Annotated in this window: 11 protein-coding genes; 6 read left to right on the forward strand and 5 right to left on the reverse strand. The window is 71.5% G+C overall.

Features of this window, described 5'->3' with window-relative positions:
• Position 1 precedes the first annotated feature (1 nt).
• The 3 genes from WMF33_RS03675 to WMF33_RS03685 all read right to left on the reverse strand — a co-directional run bounded on the left by WMF33_RS03675 (position 2) and on the right by WMF33_RS03685 (position 3,392).
• Positions 2–1,789 (reverse strand): thiamine pyrophosphate-requiring protein, encoded by a 1,788-nt coding sequence (locus WMF33_RS03675; RefSeq protein WP_437335831.1) that lies wholly within the window; start codon positions 1,787–1,789, stop codon positions 2–4.
• Positions 1,790–2,004: 215 nt separating this feature from the next.
• On the reverse strand, positions 2,005–2,898 hold the full coding sequence (locus tag WMF33_RS03680; protein ID WP_437335832.1) for a dihydrodipicolinate synthase family protein: 894 nt from the start codon (positions 2,896–2,898) through the stop codon (positions 2,005–2,007).
• Positions 2,895–3,392, reverse strand: coding sequence for a cupin domain-containing protein (locus tag WMF33_RS03685; protein ID WP_061628827.1), 498 nt, complete (start codon positions 3,390–3,392; stop codon positions 2,895–2,897). Before WMF33_RS03685 ends, WMF33_RS03680 begins: the two co-directional genes overlap by 4 nt.
• Positions 3,393–3,456: 64 nt before the next feature.
• On the opposite strand from WMF33_RS03685, the gene WMF33_RS03690 reads away from it, so the two are divergent.
• The 3 genes from WMF33_RS03690 (at position 3,457) to WMF33_RS03700 (ending at position 12,867) form a co-directional block, all read left to right on the forward strand.
• Positions 3,457–4,944, forward strand: coding sequence for a PLP-dependent aminotransferase family protein (locus WMF33_RS03690; RefSeq protein WP_437335833.1), 1,488 nt, complete (start codon positions 3,457–3,459; stop codon positions 4,942–4,944).
• A 343-nt stretch (positions 4,945–5,287) separates the two neighbouring features.
• Positions 5,288–8,095, forward strand: coding sequence for a YncE family protein (locus WMF33_RS03695; RefSeq protein ID WP_437335834.1), 2,808 nt, complete (start codon positions 5,288–5,290; stop codon positions 8,093–8,095).
• A 194-nt stretch (positions 8,096–8,289) separates the two neighbouring features.
• The gene (locus WMF33_RS03700) at positions 8,290–12,867 is read left to right on the forward strand and encodes an AAA family ATPase (protein ID WP_437335835.1); all 4,578 of its coding nucleotides are present in this window, start codon (positions 8,290–8,292) and stop codon (positions 12,865–12,867) included.
• Here the strand turns inward: WMF33_RS03700 and WMF33_RS03705 are convergent.
• Both WMF33_RS03705 and WMF33_RS03710 read right to left on the reverse strand, forming a co-directional pair.
• Positions 12,806–13,228: a hypothetical protein gene (locus WMF33_RS03705; protein ID WP_437335836.1), complete on the reverse strand. Its 423-nt coding sequence runs from the start codon at positions 13,226–13,228 to the stop codon at positions 12,806–12,808. The genes WMF33_RS03700 and WMF33_RS03705 overlap by 62 nt on opposite strands.
• Before the next feature lie 221 nt (positions 13,229–13,449).
• A complete protein-coding gene (locus tag WMF33_RS03710; RefSeq protein ID WP_437335837.1) occupies positions 13,450–14,631 on the reverse strand; it encodes a sigma-70 family RNA polymerase sigma factor in 1,182 nt (393 codons plus the stop codon).
• Between the two features lie 267 nt (positions 14,632–14,898).
• Here WMF33_RS03710 and WMF33_RS03715 point away from each other — a divergent pair, with 267 nt between their 5' ends.
• The 3 genes from WMF33_RS03715 to WMF33_RS03725 are packed head-to-tail and all read left to right on the forward strand — an operon-like array spanning position 14,899 to position 18,181.
• Positions 14,899–16,002: a hypothetical protein gene (locus WMF33_RS03715; protein WP_437335838.1), complete on the forward strand. Its 1,104-nt coding sequence runs from the start codon at positions 14,899–14,901 to the stop codon at positions 16,000–16,002.
• Positions 16,003–16,028: 26 nt separating this feature from the next.
• On the forward strand, positions 16,029–17,114 hold the full coding sequence (locus WMF33_RS03720) for a hypothetical protein (protein WP_437335839.1): 1,086 nt from the start codon (positions 16,029–16,031) through the stop codon (positions 17,112–17,114).
• Positions 17,096–18,181 (forward strand): hypothetical protein, encoded by a 1,086-nt coding sequence (locus WMF33_RS03725; protein ID WP_437335840.1) that lies wholly within the window; start codon positions 17,096–17,098, stop codon positions 18,179–18,181. The genes WMF33_RS03720 and WMF33_RS03725 overlap by 19 nt, the downstream gene beginning before the upstream one ends.
• Positions 18,182–18,256: the final 75 nt, after the last annotated feature.

Raw genomic sequence — 18,256 nt, forward strand, 5'->3', positions numbered from 1 at the left:
ATCACCCCCGGTGCGGGATCCAGCTCTCGATCATGTCCCGGTACGCCTGGCGGATGATCCCGCGCGCGCCCGGGTCGCCCCGCAGCAGCGCCGTCGTGAGCATCCTGGCCTGCTTCACCGTGATGTGCGGCGGCAGCGGCGGGACCTCCGGGTCGGTGACCGCCTCGACCACCACCGGCCGGTCGACCCGGAACGCCTCGTCCCAGGTGCGCGCGACCTGGTCCGGGCGGTCGATCCGCACGCCCGAGAGCCCGAGCGCCTCGGCGTAGGCCGCGTACGGGAAGTCCGGCAGCGCCTGGGACGCCTCGAGCTTGGGGTCGCCGCTCATCACGCGGAGCTCCCAGGTGACCTGGTTGAGGTCGCGGTTGTTGAGCACCAGCACGACGAGGCGCGGGTCCTTCCACTCGCGCCAGTACTTCGCGACGGTGATGAGCGTGTTGATGCCGTTCATCTGCATCGCGCCGTCGCCGACCAGCGCGACGACCGGGCGGTCGGGGTAGGCGAACTTGGCCGCGACCGCATACGGCATCCCGGGCCCCATCGTCGCCAGCGTCCCCGAGAGCGAGGCCATCATGCCCTCCCGGATCTTGATGTCGCGCGCGTACCAGTTGGCCGACGAGCCGGAGTCGGCGGTCAGGATGCACCGGTCGGGCAGCCTGGGCGACAGCTCCCAGTAGACGCGCTGTGGGTTCAGCGGATTGGCGTCGTTCATCGCCCGCGCCTCGAGCACCTTCCACCAGTCGGCGACGCTCTCCTCGAGCCGGCGCCGCCACGAGCGGTCGGTCTTGAGCTTGAGGTAGGGGATGAGCGCCCGCAGCGTCTCGGCGCTGTCGCCGATCAGGTTGACCTCCATCGGGTAGCGCAGGCCGAGCATCCGGCCGTCGATGTCGATCTGGACGCCGCGCGCCTGGCCCTCCTCCGGCAGGAACTCCGGGTAGGGGAAGCTCGAGCCGACCATGAAGAGGGTGTCGCAATTCACCATCATCTCCCAGCTCGGCTTGGTGCCGAGCAGGCCGATCGCGCCGGTGACCCAGGGCAGGTCGTCGGGGAGCGCCGCCTTGCCGAGCAGCGCCTTGGCCACGCCGCACCCGAGGATCTCGGCGACGCGCGCGACCTCCGGCGCGGCCCCGAGGGCGCCCTGGCCGATGAGCATGGCGACGCGCTTGCCGGCGTTGAGCACGTCGGCCGCGCGCCGCAGGTCCTCCTCCTTCGGCACCACGCGCGGCGAGCAGTAGCCGAGGCCGGTGTGCACGGTGCCATGCTTGTGCGGGGGCTCCTCCACGGCGTCCATCTCCTGGACGTCCTTCGGGACGATGACGCACGTGACGGTGCGCTCCGCCCGCGCGATGCGCATCGCGCGGTCGATGAGGTGCCGGATCTGCGCGGGCGAGGACGCCATCTGCACGTATTCCTGCGCGACGTCCTTGAAGAGCGAGACGAGATCGACCTCCTGCTGGTAGTGCCCGCCGAGCGCGGCGCGGTCCTGCTGGCCGACGATGGCCACGACCGGCTGGTGGTCCAGCTTCGCGTCGTAGAGCCCGTTCAGGAGGTGGATCGCGCCCGGCCCCGAGGTCGCCAGGCACACGCCGACCTCGCCGGCGAACTTCGCGTGAGCGCACGCCATGAACGCGCCCATCTCCTCGTGCCGCACCTGGATGAACCGCAGGTCCGGAACGCGGTGGAACGCGCCCACGATGCCGTTGATGCCGTCGCCTGGGTAGGCGTACACGCGCCGGACACCCCACGCGACGAGGCGCCTCAGCAGGAACTCGCCGACGGTCTGCGCCATGAGTCTTCCCCCCTGAGCCAGGAACGTGAGCTCGACCCTGCGAGGCGTGCGAACTCCGTGCCGCCTCGCCGCGCTGCGCGCTGCGTGCCGCGGCTGCGCGTGCGGACGGGCGCTGCGCATGCGGCGCCGCCGAGCGGCCGCGCGCGTGCAGCGAGCGCGCCGCGGAGGGGCCCGCGCGCCGCGCCCCGGCGCGCGGCGCCGACGCGAAGAGCGCGTCACGCGGCCGGGAGCACGGCGAGATCGACCAGGATCCGTCGGAGCTCCTCGACCCGCTCTTTCTCGAGCGGCTGCAGCGGGGCCCGGAGCGGCCCGACCCGAGTGCCCATCAGCTCGAGGGCCGCCGAGATGGCGCGCGGCAGGCCGTGCGCGACGATGAACTGAAGGAAAGGCAGCTGGCGGTAAAAGCATCTCCGGGCGGCGTCGAGGTCGCCGCGCGTCACCGCGTCGTAGAGCTCGACGGTGAGGCGCGGGATCACGTGCGGGGCCGCCGTGCACCAGCCGCGGGCCCCGGCCACGAACGCGGCGAGCGCGAGCGGATTGCTACCGTTGTAGAAGGCCACCTGGTCGCCGCAGAGCTGCACGAGCCGATGCATCCGGTTCACGTCCCCGGTGCTCTCCTTCACCATCGTGACGTTCGGGATGCGCAGCAGCCGCGCGATCGTGTCGGGGCTCAGGTCGATGCCGCCCGTCGCCGGGTTGTTGTACACCGCGATCGGGATCGATATGGCCTTCGCGACGGCCTCGAAGTGCGCCACGATCTCCCTGTCCGAGAGCTTCCAGTAGCTCATCGGGATGATCATCACCGCGGTGGCGCCGGCCCGCTCCGCGTACTTCGCGTGGCGCACGGTCCGCTCGGTGGTGAGGCTCGACACGCCGACCAGGGTCGGCGCCCGGCCGGCCACGCGCTTGACCACGAGGTCGGTGACGGCCTCGCGCTCCTCGTCCGAGAGGTACGGCAGCACCCCGGTGCTGCCCAGCGGCGCGATCGCGTGCACGCCCGCGGCGAGCATGTCGTCGACGATGCGCCCGAGGAGCTGCTCATCGACGCGCCCGGCCTCGGTGAACGGCGTGATGGGGTAAGCGACGATTCCACGGAGAGGGGATGTCATCGCGCGCCTCCTTCCGCCTCGTGGTGCTTGTCGAAGAGCAGGTCGGCCCGGCCTGGCACCTCCTCGCGCAGCGCGACCCCGCCCATGTTCTGCAGCGCCGGCGCGTTCTCGCAGGCGAGGTAGCGCGCCCGCCCCTCTCCGGTGTTGACGTGGTTGTGCCAGGCCCACACCGGGACGTAGATCGCGTCCCCCTGCTTCCAGTCGACGCGCTTCCCGCCCACGTACGAGTAACCCTCTCCCTCCAGGACGTAGAGGATGGTCTCGTAGGTATGCCGGTGCCGATTCGAGGATTGCCCCGGTTCGAGCCAGCCGATGGTCACGCTGATCGCGTGTGACGGGAGATCCACGAAGAAGACCGGGTGCTTCCTTGCCCTCGAGTAGGCGTCGCGATGCCCGTCCGACTCGACCGCGGGGTGCGCGAGCCTCTCGGGCATCACCACGCGGGGCCGCGGCGGCGTCTTGTCGAAGTCTGCTGAATGGAACCGTTCGCCCATATCTGCTCCTTGTCGGCGCGAAGAGCGCCTTGCGCAGGAGCAGGAATAGCGCGATGCTGGACCCATGGGAGGCTCCAGAACCAACATATCGACGGGTCCAGCTGGTCGCCCCTGGCGCTTCGACCTGGCGCTCGACGGCGGCGCGTCCGTGCCGCGCCAAACCCAGCTGAGCCGCGCGATCATCCAGGAGATTCAGCGCGGGCGGCTCCTGCCCGGGGCGACGCTCCCGGGCAGCCGGACGCTCGCGGCCCAGCTCGAGGTCAACAGGAAGGTCGTCGTCGCCGCCGTGGGCGAGCTGGTGGCCCAAGGGTGGCTCGAGGCGCTCCCCGCCCGCGGCACCCGGGTGGCGCTCAACCTGCCGACGCTCGCGGTCGCCGACGCCGAGGGCCGCCGCTCCGTCGGGTCGGCGCCCGCCCAGAGGCGCGCCGCCGTGATCGCGGTGAGCGACGGAGTCCCGGACGCCCGCATCGCGCCCGTGGACCAGCTCGCCCGCGCCCAGCGGCGCGCCCTCCGAGCGCTGACCCGGACGGGCCTCGGCTACGGCGACGCCGCGGGCGATCCCGTGCTCAGGGATGTCCTTGCGGGCTTCGTCAACCACGCTCGCGGCCTCTCGTGCTCATCGGAGGAGGTCGTCCTGACGCGCGGCAGCCAGGGCGCGCTGAGCCTGTTCGCGCTGGCGATGCTGGAGCCCGGGGAGGTCGTCGCCGTCGAGCACCCCGGCTACGCGCCGGCGTGGCGCGCCTTCCGGCTCGCCCGGGCCGAGGTCGTCCATGTGCCCGTCGACGCCGAGGGCCTCCGCACGGACGAGCTGGAGGCGCACGCCAAGCGGCTCAAGGGGCGCCTCAAGGCCGTGTACGTGACACCGCACCACCAGTACCCCACGACCGTGGCGATGTCCGCGGAGCGCCGGATGCACCTGCGGCGAATCTGCGAGACTTACCGGCTCTACATCGTGGAGGACGACTACGACTACGAGTACCACTTCGAGGGCGCGCCGCTCTTGCCCCTCTCCGCGACCAAGGACCTCTCGTCGCGCTGCGTCTACATCGCTTCGCTGTCGAAGCTCATCGCCCCCGCCCTGCGGCTCGGATACATCATCGCGGACAGGTCCGTGGTCGCGCGATTGAGCTCGGTCCGTGAGCTGCTCGATCGTCAGGGAGACGTCGTCCTCGAGCGCGCCGTGGCCGAGCTCATCGAGGACGGCGAGGTCCAGCGCCACGCGCGGCGCGCCCGGCAGCTCTACCGCGAGCGCCGTGACCACCTGCTGGAGCAGCTCGCGTCGCGGCCGCCCCTCTGCGCCGCGCTCGCGTGCGATCCGCCCGGCGGGGGGCTGGCGCTCTGGCTGCGCCTCCGCGGCGTGACCTCGGAAGAGCTGGCCCGACGCGCGCACGCGCGCGACCTGACCCTCACGCCGGGGTCTGCGCACGTCGCCGACGGGTCGTTGCCCGCGTTTCGCTTCGGCTTCGCGGCGCACACCACCGAGGAGCTGTCGGCGATCTGCGACACGCTGGAGGCGTGCCTCAAGCCCGACGCCGGCGCGAAGCGCCGATGAGCCGCGCGGGGGCGCGCGCGGCGCGCTCCATCTAGACCTCATGCAATCGAAGCTCCTGGCCGGCGGAGCGACGCCGGCGACCGCCCACCTGCGACGGGGCTGAGGCGCATGCAGGGCGAGATCCATTCTCCCCCACACGCCGCACTCCTTCCCGACACGCACGCACAGCGATCCGCGCCAATGCGTGGCGCCCCGCGTCCTCGACTCGACGCCCTTCGCCGCGCGGCGTCGGCCGCCCGCGCGCGTCGGTCGTGATCAGAGATAGCCATTGATTCGAAAATGCTGTTAGCCTGAAAGCGTCGTCCGCCATCACCCCGGATCCCACGAACGGGAGGGAGGAATCATGCAATCGAATGTCAAGCTCGCGCGCTTCCATGCGCGCCTCGCCGTCGCTGCGGCCGCTTCCCTGGGCGCGCTCGCGACGAGCGATCTCGCGCGCGGCGCGCCGTCGTACACCCTCTTCGAGAGCGGCCAGGTCCGCCCCCTCGCCATGTCGCCCGACGGCAAATTGCTCCTCGCGCTCAACACGCCAGACGGCCGCCTCGAGGTCTTCCGGGCCCACCAGGGCGGCCTCTCCCATCGCGCGTCGATCCCGGTGGGCGTCGAGCCGGTCGCGGTCGCCGCCCGGACCAACGACGAGGTGTGGGTCGTCAATCACCTCTCCGATAGCGTGAGCGTCGTCGAGCTCGACCCCGGGGGCGCCGGCGGGCGCGTGGTGCGCACGCTGCTCGTCGGCGACGAGCCGCGCGATATCGTCTTTGCCGGGCCGGGGCGGCGCCGCGCCTTCATCACCACGGCGCATCGCGGCCAGAACGTCCCCTTCGACCCGCAGCTCACGACGCCCGGCATCGGCCGCGCCGACGTGTGGGTCTTCGACGCGAACCACCTCGGCGCGTCGCTCGGCGGCGACCCGCTCACCATCGTCACCCTGTTCACCGACACCCCGAGGGCGCTCGTCGCGACGCCGGACGGCAAGCGCGTCTACGCGGCGGGCTTCCATTCAGGCAACCGGACGACCGTCGTCAACGAGCAGGTCATCCCGGACGGCTTCGGGCCCGGCGGGACGCTCGGCCCGGCGACCAACGCGCAAGGCTTCCAGGCGCCGGAGGTCTCCCTCATCGTCCAGCACGACGGCGCGCACTGGAAGGACGAGGCCGGGCGCCACTGGGACGACGTCATCAAGCTCTCGCTGCCCGACAAGGACGTGTTCGCGATCGACGCGATGGCGAGCCCGCCAAAGCAGGTCAGCGGCCCCGCCGGCTTCTTCACCGGCGTCGGCACCATCCTGTTCAACATGGCGGTGAACCCCGTGAACGGGAAGGTCTACGTCTCGAACACCGAGGCGCTCAACCTGCAGCGCTTCGAGGGGCCCGGCATCTTCGCCGGCAGCAGCCTGCGCGGGCACCTCCACGAGAGCCGGATCACCGTCCTCGGGGGCGGCTCGGTCGCGCCGCGGCACCTGAACAAGCACATCGACTACGCGAGCTGCTGCGCGCCGGCGCCCAACGCGGAGAGCAAGAAGAGCCTCGCCCAGCCCACGGGCATGGCCGTCTCCCCCGACGGCGAGACGCTCTATGTGGCGGCGCTGGGCTCGAGCAAGGTCGGCGTCTTCAGCACGGAAGAGCTCGAGGACGACACGTTCGTCCCCGACGCGAAGAGCCACATCCCGGTGAGCGGCGGCGGCCCGACGGGGCTCGTGCTCGACCACGCGCGGCGCCAGCTCTACGTGATGACCCGGTTCGACAACGGCATCTCGATCCTCGACACCAAGAAGCGCAAGGAGGTGGCGCACGTCACGATGTTCACCCCCGAGCCCCCCGCCATCGTGAACGGCCGGCGTTTCCTCTACGACGCGGCGTTCTCCTCGAGCCACGGCGACTCGTCGTGCGCGAGCTGCCATATCTTCGGCGATTTCGACAGCCTGGCGTGGGACCTCGGCAACCCGGACGCCCCCGTGGAGCCGAACCCCGGTCCGTTCGGGAACATCACGAATTTCTTCACCGGCGAGCCGATGCCGACCGACTTCCACCCCATGAAGGGGCCCATGACGACGCAGAGCCTGCGCGGCATGGCCAACCACGGGCCCATGCACTGGCGCGGCGATCGGACGGGCGGCACCCCCGACGCGCCCTCGGCGCAGCCCGACACCGGCACGTTCGACGAGCGCGCGGCCTTCAAGAAGTTCCGGCCCTCCTTCATAGACCTGCTCGGGCGGCACGAGCTCATCCCGGAGGCCGACATGGAGGCCTTCACCGATTTCATCCTCAAGGTGACCTACCCGCCGAACCCCGTCCGGAACCTCGACAACTCGCTGACCCCTGCCCAGCAGCAAGCCGAGGATTTCTTCAACAACGTCGTCGTCGACATCACCGAGCGGTGCGGCGACTGCCACGCCGTCGACCCCGCCGCAAACCCGGAGTCCGACGCCCCGGGGTTCTTCGGCACGACGGCGTTCACGACCTTCGAGTTCCAGCCGATGGTGCTCAAGATCCCGCACCTGCGCAACGCTTACCAGAAGGTGGGGATGTTCGGCGCGGAGCTCCCGCTCTCGAACACCTTCGACGAGTTCCCGTTCATGGGAGACCAGGTGCGGGGGTTCGGCTACATCCACGACGGGACGTTCGATACGATCTTCAGGTTCCTCCGGGTCTCGGATTTCTCGGATGAGTTCGTGACGCCGTTCGCCGAGAACCCGACGGGTATCCCGGTCACGCCGGAGGGCGACGCGCTCCGCCGCGGGCTCGAGTCGCTCATCCTCGCGTTCCCGACCAACATGGCGCCCATCGTGGGCCAGCAGATCACGCTGACCCGCCACAACGCGCACGTCGCGGCGCCGCGCATCCACCTGCTGCGCTCGCGCGCCGACGCCGGCGAGTGCGACCTCGTCGCGAGGACAACCCTGCTCGGCCGATCGCTCGGCTATCATTACCTGGGCGGCGGCTACTTCTCCGCCAATCGCAGCGCCGCCCCGCCGCTCAGCGAACCGCTGCTCCGGTATCTGGCCGTCGTGACCGGCCGGGAGCTGACGTATACCTGCATGCCGCCCGGCTCCGGAGAGCGCGCGGGGATCGACCGCGATCTCGACGGCTTCCTCGACGGCGACGAAGAAGACGCCGGCAGCGATCCCGCCGATCCCTCGGACACGCCCTGACCCGCACGGGGACGCGCACATCGTCGCCTCTCGCCGCCTACCGGCCCATCACCCGCGCCGCCGGGGGCTCCGGCCCATCTCCTGAATCGCTGCGCACACCTCGATGCGACGGAGATCGACCACGTCCGTGACGTAAGCGTGGCCACCGACGGCCGTCCTGCGATAGAAGGCAGACTCATCTGGAGAGTCGCGCCATGCAGCCGTTCCTGGACTCGCAAGCCCCCCCGGCCGGCACCTTGCTGGCCGCGCCGATGGACATGCCGCGCTTCCTCGCCGCGGCGGTGCGCCTGTCCCTGTCGCTCGCGGAGCTGCACAAGGACGGCTCGATCCATGGACGGCTGTCGCCTCGCAGCCTGCTCGTCGGGGAGGGCGGCGACCCGCTCCGCATCGCCGCCCCTCCGGCCGGCGCTCACGAGCGAGAGCAGCTCGTGGCCTACGTGCTCGCCCAGCCGGAGCTATTTCCGTACATATCGCCCGAGATCACGGGGCGGATCAACCGGCCGATCGATCACCGCGCCGACCTGTATTCGCTGGGGGCCCTCTTCTACGAGATGATCTCGGGCGCACCGCCTTTTCAGGCCGGCGACCTGCTCGAGTGGACCCATTGCCACGTCGCCCGGCGGCCACGCCCGCTCACGGAGGTGGCGCCGGCGACACCGCCTCTCGTGTCCGAGATCGTCTTGAAGCTCCTGGCCAAGATGCCCGACGAGCGTTACAGGACGGCGCGCGGGCTCGCGCACGATCTCGAGCGGTGCGCCGCCGCCCTGCGCGAGGCGGGCGACGTCGCGCCGTTCGCGCTCGGCGCGCGCGACACGCCGGATCGGTTCCAGATCCCGAGGACCCTCCTCGGGCGCGATCGCGAGATCGCCGCGCTGACAGGCGCGTTCGAACACGTCGTCTCGACGGGAACGCCGGCGCTCGCGCTGGTCACCGGCCCTTCGGGGATCGGCAAATCATCGCTCGTGCGCGAGCTGCTCCACCACGTCGTGAGGGCCCACGGGGCGTTCGCTTCCGGCAAATTCGATCAGTACAAGCGGGGTATCCCTTATTCCACGTTCACGCAGGCGTTCGGAGAGCTCGTCCGCGGCCTCCTGACCGAGAGCGAGGCTCGCCTCGACGCGTGGAGGGCGCGCTTGCTCGAGGCGCTCGGCCGGCACGGTCAGCTCATCATCGACGTCATCCCCCGGGTCGAGCTCATCCTCGGGCCACAGCCGCCCGTGGAGCGGCTGCCGATGAGCGAGGCGGAGAACCGCTTCGTCAGGACGTTCCAGCAGTTCGTCGGCGTCTTCGCCGCCCCCGATCACCCGTTCGTCCTGTTCCTGGACGACCTGCAATGGGCGGACGCCGCGAGCCTCCGGCTGCTGCGGCGCCTGCTCGATCCGGCGCCGTCGCGCCCCCTGCTCATCCTCGGCGCCTACCGCGACGGCGAGGTCGGCCGCTCGCACCCCCTGACGGCGATCGTGGAGGAGCTGACCGCCGCGGGCGCGCCGGTGCGCCGCGTCCCCCTGGGGCCGCTCGCCGCCGTCGACGTGCGCGAGCTGGTGGCGGCCACGCTCTCCTGCGATCCGGAGGCCGCCGAGCCCCTCGCCGAGCGCGTACACCTCGCGTCGGGCGGCAACCCGTTCCTCTCGGCGCAGGCGCTCACCGCGCTGCACAAGCGCGGGCTCGTGCGGTTCGACGGCGGCGAGGGCGCGTGGCGGTGGGACCTCGCCGAGATCGACGCGGAGGGGCAGCTCGGCGGCGCCTCGGACCTGTCGGAGAGCGCGCTCGAGCGGCTGTCGAACGAGGCGAGGGCAGCGCTGCGGCTCGGCGCGTGCATTGGCGACGAGTTCGAGATCGCCACGCTGGCGCTGCTCGCCGGGGCGCCGGAGGAGGCGCTCCGGGAGCACCTCCGGGAGGCGGCCCGGGAGGAGCTCGTGACGCTCGGACAGCGCACGTGCGCGTTCGTGCACGATCGGGTGAGGCAGGCGGCCTACGCGCTGATCCCCGAGGAGATGCGCGCGGCGGAGCACCTCCGCATCGGGCGGCTCCTCCTCTCGGCGGAGGCGCCCGGACAGAGCGTCTTCGCCGTCGCCAGCCAGATGAACCTGGGCGCGGCCCTGATCCGCGAGCGGGGCGAGCGGGCGCGGGTCGCCGCGCTGAACCTCGACGCGGGGCGAAAGGCCAAGTCCTCCGCCGCCTACCGGCCGGCCGCGGACTACCTCGCCGCCGGGATTGCCATGCTCGCCGAGGATTGCTGGGAGACGCAGCACGAGCTCGCCTTCGCCCTGCACCTCGAGCGTGCGGAGTGCGCGCAGCAGAACGGCGACCTCGACGAGGCGGAGCGGCTCTGCGCCCTGCTCCTCTCGCACGCGAAGACGCTCCTGCACAAGGCGCCCGTCTATCGGCTGAAGATCGAGATCTGCACGAGCCGGTTCAGCCCCGACACGATGCCTTGCATCCTCGAGTGCCTGAGCGCCTTTGGCGTGGGCGTGCCCGAGCGCCCGAGCGACGCCGACGTCCAGGCCGCGTTCGACAAGGTGTGGCGCGCCCTCGGGGATCGCCCCGTCGCGTCGCTGATCGAGCTGCCGCCGATGGCCGACCCGGAGAGCCAGGCGGTGATGAGCACGCTGGCCGTGACCTACGTCGCGACGTGGTTCATGGACGAGAACGTCGCGCACCTGACGGCCAGCTGGATGGTGCACCTCAGCATGACGCGCGGCAACGCGGACGCGTCGGCGCTCGCGTACGGCGGCTTCGGGATGTCGCTCGTGCAGCGGTTCGGCGACTACAAGAACGCGGTTCGCTTCAGCGAGCTCGCCTACGACTTCGCCGAGCGCCGCGGATCGATCTATTTCCTGGGCGTCGCGGCGGACCTCCACGGGGTCATGATCTCGCCCTGGGTCCGCCCGTTGCCGGTGAGCCTCGAGGTCATCCGGAGGGGCCTTGGCGCGGCCATCGAGTCCGGAAACCTCATCTTCTCGGCCTTCCTCGCCCTCGGCACGGTGACGCACGGCCTCGCGCGAGGGGAGCCGCTGGAGGAGCTCTATCGCGCGAGCGAGGCGCGGATGGAGACCGTGCGAGCGGCGAACTTCGCCATGGCCGAGCGCTGCCTCGTCGTCCTCCAGCGCTTCATCAAGAACATGATGGGCCAGACGAGCGGCCCGCTGACGTTCAGCGGCGACGGCTTCGACGAGGCGGAGTTCGTGGAGCGGCTCGCCGACGGGAGCTCGCCGCTCGCGGCGCTCTGGTATCATGTCGCGCGGCTAGAGGCCCGCTTCCTCGTCGGCGAGCTGGACGAGGCTTCCCGGGCCGCGGCGGCGGCGCAGGAGATGTACTGGGCGAGCGTGCTCCAGATCCTGGTGCCGGATTATCACTGCTATGCCGCCCTCACCCTCGCGGCGAGCCCCGCCGATCCCGAGGACCCGCGGAGGAGGCGCGAGGCCCTCGCGACGCACGAGGCGCGCCTCCGCGGCTTCGCGGAGAATTGCCCCGAGAACTTCGCGCACAAACATGCGCTGATCCAGGCCGAGATCGCCAGGATCGAGGACCGCGCGCTCGACGCGATGGGGCTTTACGAGCGCGCCATCGGCGCGGCCCGGGAGGGCGGCTTCGTGCACGACGAGGGCCTCTGCGCGGAGATCGCCGCGCGCTTTTACATGGCCCGCGGGGCCACGACCGCGGGGCTCGGCTACCTCGGCGTGGCGCGGTCGTGTTACGCGCGCTGGGGCGCGGCGCTCCTCGTCGATCGGCTCGATGCGCGGTACCCGGAGCTCCGTCAGGCGGCGATCGGCGCGCCCCAGCGCGCCGCGGGCGACCGCAGCCGGCAGCTGGACACGCTCGCCGTCGTCAGGGCGCTTCAGGCCATCTCCAGCGAGATCGTCCTCGACAAGCTCCTCTCGAACCTGCTCCGCGTCGTCATCGAGCACGCGGCGGCGGAGCGCTGCCGCCTGCTCCTCGTCCAGGATGGCCAGTTCACGCTGCTCGCGAGCGCCTGCGCCGAGCAGCCGGTGCAGATCCAGCGCCTCGCGGAGGGGAGCTCGCTGCCCGCGGGCTGCGTGCCGATGTCCATCGTCAGCTACGTGAAACGGACGGGAGAGCACGTGATCCTGGACGACGCGTCCGAGGGCGGCCATTTCGCGACCGACGAGTACGTCGCGCGCCGCCGGACCAAATCGGCGTGCTGCGTGCCGATCACGCGGCAGAAGGCGCTGACAGGCATCCTTTATCTGGAGAACGATCTCACGAGCGGCGCGTTCAAGGCGGACCGGCTCGCGCTGCTGGATCTCGTGGCGAAGCAGGCGGCCATCTCCGTGGAGAACGCGCTCCTTTACGAGGGGCTCGCCCGCGAGAACGGCGAGCGGAAGCGGGTGGAGGAGGAGCTGCGCGAGCAGCTCGAGATCGTCGTGCGCCAGGAGGACGCGATACGGGCGCTGTCGACGCCGATCATCGAGGTGTGGGACGGCGTCGTGACGATGCCGATCTTCGGGGCCATCGACGGGCAGCGCGCGGCGCAGATCATGGATGTGCTGCTGACGACGATCACGCGCAAGCGGTGCAGGTTTGCGATTTTGGATCTCACCGGCGTCGAGGTCGTCGACACGGTCACGGCGCACCATGTGATCTCGGTGATCCGCGCGGTCGAGCTGCTGGGCGCCCGAGGCATGGTGGTCGGGCTCCGGGCCGAGGTGGCTCAGACGATCGTGTCGGCCGGCGTGGATCTGACGCGCATCAAGACGCTCGGGAACCTCCGGCAGGCGCTCCAGGTCTGCATGCGGGCGTCGAGGCGCTGAGGCGCCCGGGCGGCTCGGCGCTCCATGGGTCTGCCATCGGGATCTCGCGGCGGACCCAGGCGCGATTGACGTGGTGCCCTACCTTGCGCCAGACGATGCCAGACAGCCAGCCGAGGAGCGCGCGCCGCGGGGCGACGGACGGGTCCGGGCGGTATCGGCCCGCCTCGACGGCCATCCACGCGGCCACGATCACGGCCTGCTCCACGTCGTCGCGGTCGCGGCGGGGGACGCCGCCGGAGGTGACGCGCGCGGCGATCCAGCGGCGCTCGGCGAGGATGCGCTCGACGGGGATGCGGATGGCGGGGTGCTTGGGCGTGCTGCGCTCGGGGACAGCGGCTGTTTTGCGGCGTCGAGTCTGCATACCGGATCTCGGCAATCGGTGTCTGTAGAGAAGCCCCTCGCGCCCCCGCGCCCTCGCGCCCTCGCGCCCTCGCGCCCTCGCGCCCTCGCGCCGCTCGTGCGCGCGGGGCGACATCGGGGCTCGCCGGCCGAGTCGGCCCACGTAGAGGACCTCGGGCGCCGGAGCTCGCGATTCCTTGTGCGGAGGCGCTCTTCGCGGAAGCGCTCTTCTTCAGCGATAGCTCAGCGAGAGCGCGCCGTGGGCGGCGAGGAAGCCAGAGGCACGCCGCGGCCGGGCGCGTGCGCGATTCCCGGCAGGTCGTGGCGGCGCTCCTGCACCAGCGCGCGCGCCAGAGCGTCGTGCCCGATGGCGCGCGCCGCGGCGGCCATCCGCAGGCGCTCCCGGTCGTCGTCCTGCGCGCCGGGCCGGCGCTGCGGCTGCCGGGGCAGGGGACCCGGGCGAGCTGACACGCTGTCGCCGGTCCTCGCGGAGAACATCGCCTCTCGCGACGGTGCATTGTCGTTGAGCGCCACATACGAGGGCTCGCGGGCTTTCTCGTCTGCCGGCGCAGTCGTCGACGCCACGCGCGGATGCGCTGCGATGGAGGGAGCCGGCGATGCCGCGCCTCCGGGGAGAGCGCCGCTGTGCCCGACCAGCAGGAGCCCTGCTGTCAGGACGACGCCGAAGGCGCCTACGGCGAGCGAGGGGCGGGTGAGGGCGACCGTTCGTGGCTGCGGTGCCGTTGCGCCGGACACCGCATGGCGGAGCGCGCGCCCGGCGCGATGCAGCGGGTGCTCCCGCGACGCCGCGCGCCGCGCGCGCTCCCCCGAGCAACCTGCCGCGCGCATCGGCAGCAGGGCGGCGAGGCGGCGGTGATGGCGCGCCTGCCAGCGGCGCGCCGCCGCCTTGAGCTCCTCGCGCCCGTGGCGGACTCGGCTCTTCGCGGTGGTGGCGGGTATCGAGAGCCGCTCCGCGACATGGCCGATGCCCGCCTCGTCGAGCTCGTGGGCGATCACCGCCTCGCGCCGCTCCGGCGGCAGCTCGAGCAGCAGCTTCGACAGGAGCTGCCGCCGCTCGCGCTCCATCTGGCGCTCCTCGGAGCTCGGCGCCTCATCGGCGACCTCCAGCGGCTCGTCCGGCCACGGCGCCTCGCGCCGCCGAGAGGCGCGGCGCCGGTACATGGATGCATGGTTGTGGACGATGGCCTTCAGCCAGGCGCGCAGCTCGCCCCGGGCCGGATCGAACGTGGCGAGGGCCCGCGAGATACCGTGTAGCACCTCTTGCAGCACATCCTCCCTGTCGGCCGCCGGGATCCGCTCCGACGCCACGCAGCCGCGGAGGTAGCGGAGGTGCTCGCGGACGACGGTCTCCCAGGTGGGCGGCGGCGCTCCGGGGGGCGCGCCGCGCGGATCCTTTGCATCCATGCCCGATCCATTATCCGCCGGTTACCCCCTGGCGCTCGAAATCGTTCGCGCTTCCGGTGCTGGCGGTGTTGCGCTGTCATTGGATTCTGGACCCCAGGCCGACGCTGAGCCGACGTGGCGAGGCGTGGGGCACGCCGGGTGATGACACTTTACGCGGACGTCGGTTGATTTCTCATTCGAGCGCTTGCTCGTTCGGCGCCTGCGGCGCGTGCTTGCGGGCGAACAGGGGGCTGAATAGGCTCGGCGCCCATGCGCTTGGCGAGGTGCGTGGGGCTTGCGGTGCTGTTGGTCGCCGCAGGCTACAGCCGCGGTGCGCTGGCCGAGGGGCCGCAATCGGCTGGCTCGGGGGTGGGGGATGCGCCCTCGGCGGTCGCGCCGTCAGGAACCTCGCCTGAGACGGCTTCGCCCGCGGGGCTCGCGCCCGAGGCGACCGCGGAGACGCTCCGCCGCGCGGAGCAGGCGCGGCGCGCCGGGCGATGGGAAGAGGCCGCGGCGGCGTACCGAATCGCCTGGGCGTCGACCGGCGACCCTCGCTGGGCCGGCGAGCTCGGGCTGGCGGAGCTGTCGCTGCGGCGCTACCGGGACGCCGCGGAGCACCTGCGCCGGGCGCTCGAGGCGGAGGGCGCGCTCGCGCCCGACAGGAAGGCTCGGGTCCAGCAAGGGCTCCGGCGGGCCGCGCTGGAGGTCGCCGCGGTCGCGATCGTGGTGGGCAAGCCCGAGGCCGAGGTCTTTATCGACGGCCGGCGCGTCGGCCAGGGGCTCGCCACGTATGTGGTCTATGTCGAGCCCGGCAGCCACGAGGCGCGGGCGACGCTCGCAGGCCACGAGGATGGCGTGGGGCGCTTCGAGGCGCAGCGCGGGGACACGCCGGCGATCGGCCTGGCTTTAAAGGAGAAGCCGAAGCCGCCGGCGGCGGCACCGCGCGTCGCGGCGGCCGCGCCGGGGCCGGCGGCGATGCGGCCTGCGGGCGAGGGGACGGCGGTCGGACCGGCGATCCGGATCGGGGGGCTAGCGCTCGCGTCGGCGGGCGTCGTGGTCGGTGCGGGGTTCGCGCTCGCGTGGGCGGTCAAGGACGGCGAGGCCGCGACGTTGCGCGAGCAGGTGCTTAGCGCGCACAGGGACACCACGGACCATACGTGCCACGAAAAGACGGCGAGCGAGGAGCCGAAATGCGCCCTGCTTCTGGACGCGGTCCATGCTCGCGATGCCCTGGGCCTCGTCGCGATCGCGAGCTTCGTGGCGAGCGGCGTGGTTGGCGCGGCGGCGCTCTCGTCGTTCTGGTGGGCGCCCTCGCCGGACCGCGGCAGCGTCCGCGTGGTCCCGCAGGCGACGGCGCACGGCGGCGGCGTCCGGATCGAAGGGGCCTGGTGATGGCTCGGCGTCGAGGAGGAGCAGCGATGGGGCAGGGAGGTGCGGTGCGGATCCTGACGGTGCTGGCCGGCATGGGCGGTGCAGCGGTCGCGGTGGCGAGCGGCTGCGGGGTTGTCGACGGGTATGACTGCCACGAGCTGCTGGCGTGCGATATCATCAACGAAGACGGCACCAACAATGGTGCCTGCTTGGGCACGTGCGTCGACCCCGACCTCGCTGACTTTGAAACGACGCCGCGCATCGTCTGGATCGGGCCCGCTTCGGAGCAGCCCTCGTGCGCGGACGCCTTGCTGGACGAGCGGGACGGCGACGGTCCGGCGTTGGCGGAGCACGAGCGCCTCGTTGCTGAGCCGGAGCGCGATGTCCGCTGCGATCCGTGCGCGTGCACCGAGCCCGCGTGCGTGTTGCCGGCCGGCCTCACCGTGACCTCCGGCTGGATGTGCGACGACAGCCCCGATGAGACGGTGACCCCGTTCCGCGCGCCGCCCGGCTGGGACGGCGCGTGCGTCGCGCCCCCCGCGGTGGCGCCGGAGGCGTTCGGCTCGTTCGAGATCGCGCCGGTCACCGCGCGCCCCTGCGAGGTCGTGCTGTCGCCGGTGCCGCGCGACGGCGATCTGCCGGACGAAGCGCAGAGCGCGGTCGTGTGCAAAGGGGGCGCTGAGGAAGATCTGTGCCCGGACGAGAAGGTGTGCGTGATCGGCGCGTCGCGCCTCCGGCCGGGCTTTCGCCGCTGCGTCGTCTCGCCGCTGGCGGGAGACTACGCGAAGTGCGCCCCCCGCGACGGCGCCGCGGGCCGCACGTTCTCCGAGAGGTTCACCTTCTGGAACGTGCGCCTCGATACCCGCCGCTGCACGCGGTGCGCGTGCACCGAGACCGCGCCGAGCACGTGCGAGGCGCTCGTGTCGACGTTCGAGGACGACGCGTGCACCGACCTGCTGGCCTCCGCCGTGATCCGGCAGCGCGTCTGTCATGACGCCGATTCCGGCTCGGCGCTGGGGAGCATGCGCGCGGAATGGCGGGTCAACGCGCCCGGGAGCTGCGCGCCGAGCGGTGGGGAGCTCGTCGGCGAGCTGATCATAGAACGGAGGACGCTTTGCTGTATGCCGGAGTGAACATGCGGCGTGCGACAGGAAGGGCGGGGGCGCGGGCGATATCGATAGCGGCGGCGCTCCTCTCGCTCGGCGCCGGCGCGGCGCTGGTCGGGGCGTCGTGCACCGGCTTGCCGTGCGGCGACGGAGACTGCACGGATCCCCTGAGCCACACCTGCCCTTGGCGCTGCTCGCGGCTTCTGTCCCCCCAGTACGACTACTTCACCGAGCATTTCAATCCCCGTAAATCGCTCATGGTCTGGAGAGGGGACCCGCGCGATGCGCCAGACTGCACGTCGTTCAACGCCCACCATTGGAGAGACTTTTATAGAGATCCGAAGTCCATCGACCGCTGTCCACGCTGTGTCGCCGAGCCGCTGAGGGAAGACCGCTACTATAGTGTCGAGCTCAGGAAAGGCGCTCGGTGTGCCCATGGCGAGACGATCGGCGGGACCAAAATCCGCGCGTTCATGATCCCGGTCGCGTGGGATGGGAGCTGCATCTCCGACGTGGTGGCCCTGGATCCCGACGTGCAGGACGCGGACGTCGGCGTGGGAGACACCGAGGACGACGGGCCCCCCTGCGCGGCCTCGCTCTCGCCGGCGGACGTGGAGGCGACCTGGAGAAGCCTCGTCCGGGTGTGCGAGCGCCGCTGGGAATTTGACGAGATTTGCTGGAGGCTCAGCACCACCTGTGCTCCGGAGCTGGGGCCGGGGTTCCGTGACTGTCTTGAGTATCACGGTGACGAAGAGCGCCCGGTGTGCCCGGACTCTCATCCCGAGCTCGTGCAGGCCTACACCGGCGTGAAGGGGTGCTCCAGGTGCGGGGCCGAGGACCCGATCGACGACATGAATTGGCGGGAGACGACGTCGACCCTCACCTTCTACGCGGATGAGCAGTGTACGCAGCCCCTTCCCACCACCAACATCATCGATCGATGCTTCAACCTGCCGTCCGGCGCTCTTCCGCGAGGCGTCACCGCGACGCTGACCGTCGAGAGGATTGCCGCTTGTGAGGCCGTCGGCGGTGAGCAGGAGGGCGAGCTCGTGCCGGGCGACGTGGTGAGCTTCTGCTGCGGGCCGCCCGCGTGACACGGCGGGTTCCAGCTCCTCCGCGAAAGCGCTTGGAACGGCGCAGACAACGAGCTCGTGATCGATCTCGGCAAG

It is taken from the genome of Sorangium sp. So ce394 (assembly GCF_051474665.1).
In the GTDB taxonomy this organism is placed as follows: Bacteria; Myxococcota_A; Polyangia; order Polyangiales; family Polyangiaceae; genus Sorangium; species Sorangium cellulosum_D.

Coding starts and splice junctions, on each gene's coding strand:
- WMF33_RS03690 (WP_437335833.1), top strand. CDS start 3,457: ATGGGAGGCTCCAGAACCAACATATCGACGGGTCCAGCTGGTCGCCCC.
- WMF33_RS03700 (WP_437335835.1), top strand. CDS start 8,290: ATGCAGCCGTTCCTGGACTCGCAAGCCCCCCCGGCCGGCACCTTGCTG.
- WMF33_RS03710 (WP_437335837.1), bottom strand. CDS start 14,631: ATGGATGCAAAGGATCCGCGCGGCGCGCCCCCCGGAGCGCCGCCGCCC.
- WMF33_RS03685 (WP_061628827.1), bottom strand. CDS start 3,392: ATGGGCGAACGGTTCCATTCAGCAGACTTCGACAAGACGCCGCCGCGG.
- WMF33_RS03705 (WP_437335836.1), bottom strand. CDS start 13,228: ATGCAGACTCGACGCCGCAAAACAGCCGCTGTCCCCGAGCGCAGCACG.
- WMF33_RS03695 (WP_437335834.1), top strand. CDS start 5,288: ATGCAATCGAATGTCAAGCTCGCGCGCTTCCATGCGCGCCTCGCCGTC.
- WMF33_RS03680 (WP_437335832.1), bottom strand. CDS start 2,898: ATGACATCCCCTCTCCGTGGAATCGTCGCTTACCCCATCACGCCGTTC.
- WMF33_RS03675 (WP_437335831.1), bottom strand. CDS start 1,789: ATGGCGCAGACCGTCGGCGAGTTCCTGCTGAGGCGCCTCGTCGCGTGG.
- WMF33_RS03720 (WP_437335839.1), top strand. CDS start 16,029: ATGGGGCAGGGAGGTGCGGTGCGGATCCTGACGGTGCTGGCCGGCATG.